Raw genomic sequence first — 9,264 nt, forward strand, 5'->3', positions numbered from 1 at the left:
AAACTGTTAACTCTTATTTCACCAGAAATGTACACACTCATCTAACCACTAACACGCCACGATGTTGACGACTTTTCCCTTGATGACAATGACCTTTTTCACGTCCTTGCCCTCCAGGTGTTTCCGGACAGAATCCAGCGCCAGCGCCTGTTTCTCCAGTTCGCTGTCCTCCGTTCCCGCAGGTGCCTCAAACCGGCCGCGGACTTTGCCGTTGACCTGAACAACAATGGTGTTGACGTCTTCCACAAGGCTGGCTTCATCCCATACCGGCCAGGGTTCATAGGCAATGGATTCGGTGTTGCCGAAAATCTCTTCCCAAAGCTCCTCTCCCAGGTGCGGAGCGAAGGGATACAGCAGTTTCACAAATCCCCGGGCATACTCTGCCGGCATGGATTTGTGCTTGTAGACTTCGTTCATGAAAATCTGCATGGCGCTGACTGCTGTGTTGAAATTCAGCGTATCGATATCACCGGTGACTTTTTTCACCGTCTGATTGTAGACCTTATCCAGGGCGTGGTCATTGCTTTCCGTGATTTCCACAGCCCCGTGATAGGCCCGCCATACGCGTTCCAGCCACTTGCGGGTGCCATCCAGACCCCGGGCGCTCCAGGGAAGACCCGCTTCCAGCGGTCCCATGAACATCTCATAGACACGCAGCGCATCTGCACCATGGGATTCAATGATCTCATCAGGGTTGACCACATTCCCTCTGGATTTGGACATCTTCTCCCCGTTTTCTCCCAGGATCATTCCCTGGTGAAACAGCTTCTGGAAGGGTTCCTTCGTGGGGACCACCCCTCTGTCATACAGAACTTTGTGCCAGAACCGGCTGTACAGCAGATGAAGAACGGCATGTTCGGCACCGCCCACATACAGATCCACCGGCAGCCAGTGCTCCAGCAGTTTCGGATCCGCCAGGGCTTCCTGATTCTTCGGGTCAATGTAGCGCAGGTAGTACCAGCAGGACCCGGCCCACTGGGGCATAGTGTTGGTTTCTCTGGTTCCCTTCACGCCGTCGATTTCCACATGCAGGAAATTCGGCACATTGGCCAGGGGAGATTCGCCGTTGTCTGCCGGCTGGAAATTGTCCGTTGCAGGCAGTTCCAGAGGCAGATCCTTCACATCCACAGTCCGGGTGGTTCCATCTTCCATGTGGATGATGGGGATGGGCTCACCCCAGTACCGCTGTCTGGAGAACAGCCAGTCTCTGAGCTTGTACGTGGTTTTTGCTTCCCCTTTGCCGTTTTCCTGCAGCCAGTCAATCATCCGGGCAATGGCTTCTTCCTTGCCAAGCCCGTTCAGCCAATCCGAGTTGATGTGCACGCCGTCTTCAGTCCAGGCTTCTTCTTCAATGTTCCCGCCTTCCAGCACCGGGATGATTTCCAGACCGAATTTCCTGGCGAATTCATAGTCCCGGGTATCGTGGGCCGGAACCGCCATGATAGCGCCGGTTCCGTAGCTGGCCAGCACATAGTCGGAAATCCAGATGGGAATTTTCTTCCCGTTGACAGGGTTCACTGCATAAGCGCCGGTGAACACACCGGTCTTGTCCTTGTTCAGTTCCGTGCGCTCCAGATCCGATTTGGTGGCACAGGCTTTTTTGTAGGCGTCCACTGCCTCTTTCTGCTCCGGCGTCGTGATCTCATCCACGAAGGGGTGCTCCGGTGCCAGAACGCAGTATGTCGCACCAAAGAGCGTGTCACACCGGGTGGTGAAAACCGTAAACTCTTTATCATGACCGTCGATGCCGAAGATGACATTCGCACCATTGGACTTGCCGATCCAGTTGCGCTGCATCTCCTTCGTGGACTCCGGCCAGTCCACCTCATCCAGATCCTTGAGCAGCCGCTCTGCATATTCGGTGATTTTCAGAACCCACTGGCGCATGGGTTTCCGTACTACCGGATAGCCGCCCCGCTCTGATTTGCCGTCAATGACTTCCTCGTTGGCCAGAACGCACTTCAGCTCCGGGCACCAGTTGACAGGAATCTCATCGATGTATGCCAGACCCTGATCGTAGAGCTGCAGGAAGATCCACTGGGTCCACTTGTAGTAGTCCGGATCGCTGGTGGCAATTTCCCGGTCCCAGTCATAGCTGAATCCCAGCGCCTGGATCTGCTCCCGGAAATGATCGATGTTTTTCTGCGTGAATTTAGAAGGATGATGTCCTGTCTGGATGGCATACTGCTCTGCAGGGAGGCCGAAGGAATCAAAGCCCATCGGGTGCAGAACATTGAAGCCTTCCATGCGCTTTTTCCGGGCAATGATGTCTGTGGCGGTATAGCCCTCCGGGTGTCCCACATGCAGTCCGTTGCCGCTGGGATATGGAAACATATCCAGCACATAATACTTCGGCCTGGAGAAATCTGCTGTGTCAGTGGCAAATGTCTTTTCCTTCAGCCATCTGTTCTGCCACTTCTTTTCAATGTGTTGATGATCATACATGAGATCCTGCTCCTTCCCTGGCTGCAGCCTGCAGCCTGTGTGAAACGCCAGTCTGCATCTGGCAGACTGTCACTGACCGGTGATGACGGCTGGACAAAGAAAAAGCGCCCAGTCAAAGGACGCTTGATGCGCGGTGCCACCTTCGTTCCCTGTGCCTGGCACAGGACGCTCGTCCGTAACGCTGAACTGCGGGTCATCGACCTGCTCCGCGGCCAGTTCACGGTCCGAACCCGACAGGCTTGCACCAGCCGCCTGCTCTCTTTATCCGCCGGGATCCGCTACTATTCCGTTTCAATGCTTTCTCAACATATCAGACCCGGGCTTTGAAAGTCAATACCGCAGGAACAGACTCCCGTCAAAACCGGTGACAGGGACGGTCTGTCACGGCATATCCTCTTCCCATTCCGCTGCAGTGATTCCTGTCCCGTCCATGTACAGAACAAGCACCCCATATGTTCCGGAACACCGAATGGCAGTGGAACTCCACTCCATGGTCACGGTCTGATCCATCACCTCCACGCTGCGCACCGGTTCCGGGCTCCGGCTGTGGCACAGCCGGTCAATCTGCGCCTGATGCCAGTACGCCTTTGCCTGATCGATCACCGACAGCTCCCAGGTGCTTTTCTGCTGGGCCCGCTGCAGCCAGATCCAGGCATCCATCCGGGCACAGAGAACCGCAGCAGCCCCGGCTGTGATCAGCAGCGCCAGCAGCGCCGGTGTCAGAGAGTAAGCATTAGCGGATCTGGATCCGCCCTGTTTCCGTCTCCAGCCATACCTGTCCGGCTTCACAGACAAACCTCCCTTCCTTTACAGGTTCCAGCAGTATTTCGTATCCCGGAGTCTGCACAATCCGCCCCCGGCTGAAGCGGATCTCGAACACTTCATGATTTCTGGTCATAGTCAGATTCCCTGACTGACAGGAAACCGAACTGCTCAAAGCTGTCCGGTACCGCAGCTGCAGAATGCCCAGGCCATTCTGAATCGCGGGCTCCCGGCTCAGCAGCGTCTGACTTGCAGACATGACGGAGGTCAGGATCATGGCGCAGACCCCTGCACACAGGAGCGTCAGCAGCGCTTCAGTCAGCGTGAAACCATTCGGTGCTGATCGTTTCATCCACTGCCTCTTTTCCATGCATGAACACCATGCGGGCTGTCTCCAGAATCAGAGTGGCACACAGTGACAGAACCAGAAGTGCCAGCAGGGATTCCACCAGAAGAAACCCGTTGGCTGCTGCATCTCCCGGTTTCCGCTTCATACGGCAGCTGCTCACCGACGGCTCACCCGGCCCACACCCAGCCGGAACACGAGTTTTTCTGTCCGGTTTCCATCTGTGCAGGTGACGGTACCACCGCGGGAAATCGTGCCGGATGGGGTGTAGTGCCACTGGAACGCACTGCAGGCTATCTGTGAAGGAAACCGGTGCTCTTCCTCCGGTGTAACCAGGGAACCGGATGTGATGGCAAGCTCTCTGCTGCTGCCCAGGGCATAGGCTTTGATTTGTTCCTCCAGAACCCGGCTCTCCAGCTCTTTCATGAACAGGTCCAGCGATATCCCTCTGGATGTCACACCAGTCATGGCCAGCAGGCTGACAATCAGCAGGACCAGCATCATTTCCAGGATCGTGAACCCGTTGTCAGCTTTTCCGGCCAGGCCAGGTTGCACGCTACCGCGAAACGGCCTGGCCATTTTCAATGTACGGGGTACTGCCGTCCGGACACACCGTCTGGGCTTCCTTCAGATAGCCCTCTGCCAGCAGTTCGCTTACATCAGATGGCGTCCGGTCATGTTCGATTTCAAACAGCAGGATCTGCGAGTTGATCACTTCCAGCATGGCAGAACATCCTTTGTTTCTGATTATCTTTTCTTTCTGCTGAATATTGGGAAGCGTAATGATCAGCAGCACCGCCACCACCAGCATCACAATCATCATTTCCAGAATCGTGAATCCATTCTGTTTTTTCCGTTTCTTTTGCGCTCCAGTCTCTTTGTTCATACTTTCCTCATTTCCTGTTCTTTCCATCTGCCGGTGCTCTGTCTGAACATATCCGGCCAGTTCCGGTCTGCAGGCCTCATACGGCTTGTCAGACAGCCGACAGCATATTCATGGGTGCCAGCAGAACCTGATAAACCAGAACCGCCAGAAATCCCACCGATCCGTACGCTGTCATGGTCAGATACCGGCAAAGCGACTCCATCTGCATATGCCGGTTTTTCTCCCTCTGGCGGATATATACCTCCAGCAGACCGCAGACATCTCCTGTCTCCAGCCCTGTTTCCATATGCTGCACCAGCAGCGGATCCACCCAGGGCACTGCAGCCACCGCAGCCTGCCAGCCTGTCCCCTGCCGGATGCTCTGCTTCATCCGGCGGATCTGTGTCTGAAAAACCCGGGATCCTTCCATTGCCTCCAGCACCTCGAACACCATGGCTGTGGATGCCTGTGTCCGAAGCAGGGCTGACAGACAGGATGCCAGATACAGGCTGTGGCTGCTGCGGACATAAGCAGGCTGCAGAAAGATCTCCCTGGCATGCTGCCCCTCCAGCCCCAGATACAGCCACACACCTGATGCCAGCAGTGTCAGCAGCAGCAAACCATAGAGGACGCGGACAGTGCGCATCAGAGCCGGCAGTCCATCCTGCTCCAGAAAATCCAGCATCATGGGCAGGACCATGGCATCGAAAAACAGGATCATGCCGTAAACCCCCGCCAGAATTGCCACCGGATACAGCAGCCTGCCCAGTACCGGTTTCTCCTTCCAGCTCCGGGTTTTGGCCAGTTCACGGATTGTCATGACAGACTGCTGCAGATCCATCACCTTCAGCAGCGGCTTCAGCAGCTTCCACTGAGACTGTGTTCCAAGCACATCCGGCAAAGATCTCCCCTGACGCAGTCCCTCCAGAATCCGCCTCCCTTCCGTCCCCTGAAACGCCAGGGATACCGCCAGCTGTGCCGGAATCCCCAGATGCTGCAGAGACAGAAACACTTCGATTTCCAGCAGCTGGGCTTCATTCGGGAAAATCGCGCCGTGCTTCTTTTTCCGGGATACGTCCGTCTGCAGCAGCCTGATCAGCCAGGTCCTGAAGCCGCCAGAACCCCGGGGGATAAACACCGGTTTCCAGAAGACAGGCGATTTCCTTTCTGGTGATGATTTCATGAATACAGACCTCCTTTCTTTTTCCGCTATCCTGCTTGTTATCCGCCGGCGGATACAGCCGCTGGGACACCACCGCATCCAGCTGTTCCAGAATCAGATCCTCCGGTATCCCCAGATCCTTCAGCCGCCACAGACATTCCCGGCCATCTCCGGCGTGAATCGTTGCCAGCGCAAAATGCCCGGTGAGTGCAGCGGTGAACAGTCTGGAAGCCGCACTGGCCGTCCGGACTTCCTGAATGCAGATCACATCCGGATCATGCCGCATCAGCTCTTCGATGCCCCGCTCATACGTCAGCCCTTCTTCTTCATCCACCTGAATCTGCAGATAGCTGTCATCCGGGATTTCCACCGGATCCTCCAGACTGACACATTTCAGGCCGGATACCCGGCTGGCCTGCCGCAGAATGGCATGCAGCGTGGTGGTTTTTCCTGATCCTGTCGGTCCCACAAACAGCACCAGCCCCTGTCTGCGGCATGACAGGCTCCTGAAAAACTCCGTGACCTCACCATCATCAGAAAGCTCTTCCAGTCCCAGCGCGGCATCCGCCTGCATCAGCCGCAGTACCCCCGTTTCCATCCCGCCGGAGGGCAGCAGAGCAAACCGGCAGTCTGTTCCGGCAATACACCCGGCACCGGACTGCGGCACATGCAGCCTGGTCAGATCCAGTCCCATCCGGAATTTCAGATACTCAAAAAGCGCACCGTCAAATACATCCTGCTCCAGCTTCAGCAGTCCCTCCGGCTGCCTCAGGGAAATCGTCAGATCCTCATCGCGCCGGATAAAATGAATGTCGGTCGCCCGTCGGGACACCCCCAGACGGATCAGCGCGTTCAGCTTTTCTTCCATATACCCTCCCTATGTAGTTATATTCGCCGGATTTCCCGGTTTTTGCGGAATTTCAGTAACAGTAAAAATTTCAGTGTGTCAGCTGCCGTTCCACACCTCCTGATTTCTCTGGAACAGAGAAGGCGGCCACAACCGCAGATCACCGCTGCAATCTACCGTTGTACCGCCTGGTCATGGAAGCGCAAAAAAGCCTGCTGACCGCCGCAGGCTTTTTGCTCGGATAAATCTCTGTACTGACAGAACACCGGTTCTCACCGGAAATAGGGATTCCAGGATTTCTCCTGCCCGATCGTTGTCGCCGGACCATGACCGGGATAGACAATCAGACTGTCCGGCAGCTGCTTCAGTCTGGCAATGCTTTCCTGCATCTGCTGCCAGCTGCCTGTCGGCAGATCCGTCCGCCCAACAGACCCCTGAAACAGGACATCACCGGTGAACGCCATTCCCTGGATGATGTAAACAGTGCTGCCTGTGGTATGGCCGGGCAGGGTGATGGCTTCCACATCAAATCCCCCGATCCGGTTCATTCCGTCCTTTACCGGCTCAGGACGGGCCTGAGAGGACAGATATCCCCCGAAAGCCGAAGAGCCATTCAGCGCAGCACTGGACAGAAAACTGAACTCCAGCGGATTCATGTAGACATCCACGTCATATTCCTGCAGCAGCGCATCCAGCCCGCCGATATGATCAAAATGCGCATGAGTCAGCAGTACAGCTTCCAGTCTGGCATCATGGCGTTTCAGGATCTGCTTCAGATCCCGGAAGTCATCCCCGGGATCAATGACCAGCGCCCGGCCATCCTCAATCAGTACATAACAGTTGGCCTGGACTGGTCCAAGCGGCACACAAATGACTTTCATATTCGTTTACTCCGTTAAACAGAAAAAAGACCGCAATAGTCCGGTCTTCTTACTTCTTCTCCTTGTGCTCAGTCTGAGCATTGCACTTCTTGCAATACTTCTTAACCGTCATCCGTTCCGGATGTTTCTTTTTATTTCTGGTGCCGATGTAGTTTTCTTCACCGCAGACGGCGCACTTGAAAGTGATACGATCTCTCACGCTTCAGACCTCCCTCTTTTTTCCATACACATTGATATTAGCACAGAAAAAGACCAGTACGCAACACATCGAAATACGGTCAATCCATGCGATCAATCCATGCAGAGCAGACCGGATCAGATCCGGACCATCCATACAACCCGGTTCAGCAGTGCCGTTCCAGATATCCCCGCAGCTGAACCGGATCATCAATTCCATCCGCAGCCACATCCCGGCCAAACCCATACCGGCACCAGACAAAGGAAATCCCGGCATTCTCTGCACTCACCATGTCTCCGGCCGTATCACCCGCATACCAGGCCTCATCCAGACCATTTCTCTCCATCAGGATCCGGATGTTGTCCGCTTTGCCAAGACCTGTATCTCCATGGGAAATACAGTCATCCACCGCATCCTGCAATCCGGAGACAGTCAGAAACGTTTCGATATATCCACTCTGACAGTTGGAAGCAATTCCGATCCAGTAATCCCGACTCAGATCCCGGATGACATCCGCCGCCCCCGGATACAGACAGGCTTTCCCCGAAAACAGCAGATCCCGGTTTTCTGCCCGTTCCGCCGCCCGGATCAAAGGCTCCCGGACAGCCGGATCCAGCTCCGGGAAAACTGCAGCGCCAAAGACATCCATCGGCTTTCCCATCAGAGACGTCAGCAGCTCAAACGTGAGCCCCGGTCTGAATCCAGCCTCTTCGAATACCCGGTTCCAGGTCGTGACCACCGGTTTTCTTGTATCCCAGAGAGTTCCATCCAGATCGAAAATCAGCGCCGGCTTCCTCATGCCGCCACAGTCTGAATCCCTGTTCATCGTTTCTGCACCTGTCCTCTTTCTCTCAGTCATTCCTGCATTTCCACAGCCTTATGCCAGCGGATTCTCCCAGATTTCCACCAGCTCAAAACTGCCGCTCTGTGCATCCCAGTCAAACACCGCCACGCTGCAGTTCCCGAACACCCGCGGCGACTGGCCGACAGCTTCCAGAAAAGCAGCAATCGCGCATCCATGGCTCACCGCCAGAACTGACTGAAATCCATCCCGTTCCATCACCTCCGTCAGCGTGCCTTTCATGCGCTCTGCAACCACGGAGAACAAATCCCCGCCGTATACCGGCAAAGACGTCTTCCAGTCACAGGGAATCATTTTATTCAGCCAGCCTTCGTAGATCCCGAAACTCATTTCCTTGATCCCCTTCAGCCGTTCATAAGGAAGATCCGTCACACATTCCAGCGTATCACTCGCCCGCTCCTGCGTGGAGCAAACCGCAAGATCCAGGTGAATATTGCGATCCGCAAAAAACCGATCCCTGGTACATGCCGCCTGCTGCTTTCCCAGTTCTGTCAATGGTGAATCACACACACCCTGCACTCTGTCCTGCTCATTGAACATCGTCCGGCCATGCCGCATCAGATACAATCTCTTCTTCATGAGTTCATCTTACCAGCCATTCTGACTATCCCGACAGGAAATCAGCGTGAATGCGGTTTCGGGTTTACTGCCGATGGGGCCTGCGGCCCTGGGCGGGGCCCGAATCAGATGCGTGGGCTGTCTGCATGTAATTTGAAAGTAAAAAAACCGATACCCTTTCGGATACCGGCTTTCTCAGTGGCCATGTGTTATTTTTGCCTTTCGGCTATCGTCACCGCAAGAGAGCTTGACTTCTGTGTTCGGGATGTTTACAGGTATTTCCTCTCTGCCATGATGACCACTTCTGGATTCATATCTCCACCAGTCTCTGAAAACCATACTCGATATCTCTTCCTGT

The 9,264-nt window shown here is 55.1% G+C and carries 12 protein-coding genes, 1 rRNA gene and 1 other annotated feature; all 13 genes read right to left on the reverse strand.

Annotated elements, in window-relative coordinates; genetic code table 11:
• Nucleotides 1–48: 48 nt before the first annotated feature.
• A complete protein-coding gene (leuS, locus tag QZ305_RS11145) occupies nucleotides 49–2,445 on the reverse strand; it encodes a leucine--tRNA ligase (protein WP_294732020.1) in 2,397 nt (798 codons plus the stop codon).
• Between the two features lie 112 nt (nucleotides 2,446–2,557).
• Nucleotides 2,558–2,749: a binding site (T-box leader), on the reverse strand.
• 77 nt (nucleotides 2,750–2,826) lie between these two features.
• On the reverse strand, nucleotides 2,827–3,234 hold the full coding sequence (locus QZ305_RS11150; protein WP_294732021.1) for a hypothetical protein: 408 nt from the start codon (nucleotides 3,232–3,234) through the stop codon (nucleotides 2,827–2,829).
• Nucleotides 3,179–3,559 carry a hypothetical protein gene (locus tag QZ305_RS11155; RefSeq protein ID WP_294732022.1) on the reverse strand — a complete coding sequence of 127 codons (381 nt, stop codon included), beginning with the start codon at nucleotides 3,557–3,559 and terminating at the stop codon, nucleotides 3,179–3,181. Before QZ305_RS11155 ends, QZ305_RS11150 begins: the two co-directional genes overlap by 56 nt.
• Nucleotides 3,522–3,701, reverse strand: a complete 180-nt coding sequence (locus QZ305_RS11160) for a hypothetical protein (protein WP_294732023.1) — start codon at nucleotides 3,699–3,701, stop codon at nucleotides 3,522–3,524. The genes QZ305_RS11155 and QZ305_RS11160 overlap by 38 nt, the downstream gene beginning before the upstream one ends.
• A gap of 11 nt (nucleotides 3,702–3,712) precedes the next feature.
• A complete protein-coding gene (locus tag QZ305_RS11165; RefSeq protein ID WP_294732024.1) occupies nucleotides 3,713–4,132 on the reverse strand; it encodes a type II secretion system protein in 420 nt (139 codons plus the stop codon).
• Nucleotides 4,110–4,439, reverse strand: a complete 330-nt coding sequence (gene comGC / locus QZ305_RS11170; RefSeq protein WP_294732025.1) for a competence type IV pilus major pilin ComGC — start codon at nucleotides 4,437–4,439, stop codon at nucleotides 4,110–4,112. Before comGC ends, QZ305_RS11165 begins: the two co-directional genes overlap by 23 nt.
• Nucleotides 4,440–4,527: 88 nt before the next feature.
• Entirely contained in the window at nucleotides 4,528–5,259 is a 732-nt protein-coding gene (locus QZ305_RS11175) for a type II secretion system F family protein (protein ID WP_366097118.1), read from the reverse strand.
• A 193-nt stretch (nucleotides 5,260–5,452) separates the two neighbouring features.
• Nucleotides 5,453–6,448 (reverse strand): ATPase, T2SS/T4P/T4SS family, encoded by a 996-nt coding sequence (locus tag QZ305_RS11180; protein ID WP_294732026.1) that lies wholly within the window; start codon nucleotides 6,446–6,448, stop codon nucleotides 5,453–5,455.
• Between the two features lie 251 nt (nucleotides 6,449–6,699).
• Nucleotides 6,700–7,308 carry an MBL fold metallo-hydrolase gene (locus QZ305_RS11185; RefSeq protein WP_294732027.1) on the reverse strand — a complete coding sequence of 203 codons (609 nt, stop codon included), beginning with the start codon at nucleotides 7,306–7,308 and terminating at the stop codon, nucleotides 6,700–6,702.
• 49 nt (nucleotides 7,309–7,357) lie between these two features.
• Entirely contained in the window at nucleotides 7,358–7,507 is a 150-nt protein-coding gene (rpmG, locus tag QZ305_RS11190) for a 50S ribosomal protein L33 (protein WP_067556357.1), read from the reverse strand.
• A gap of 145 nt (nucleotides 7,508–7,652) precedes the next feature.
• Nucleotides 7,653–8,312, reverse strand: coding sequence for an HAD family hydrolase (locus QZ305_RS11195; RefSeq protein ID WP_294732029.1), 660 nt, complete (start codon nucleotides 8,310–8,312; stop codon nucleotides 7,653–7,655).
• Between the two features lie 51 nt (nucleotides 8,313–8,363).
• A complete protein-coding gene (locus tag QZ305_RS11200; RefSeq protein WP_294732031.1) occupies nucleotides 8,364–8,927 on the reverse strand; it encodes a histidine phosphatase family protein in 564 nt (187 codons plus the stop codon).
• Nucleotides 8,928–9,102: 175 nt separating this feature from the next.
• A 5S ribosomal RNA gene (gene rrf / locus QZ305_RS11205) occupies nucleotides 9,103–9,209 on the reverse strand.
• Nucleotides 9,210–9,264: the final 55 nt, after the last annotated feature.

The sequence above is a fragment of the uncultured Faecalibaculum sp. genome, assembly GCF_910588395.1.
GTDB lineage: Bacteria > Bacillota_I > Bacilli_A > Erysipelotrichales > Erysipelotrichaceae > Faecalibaculum.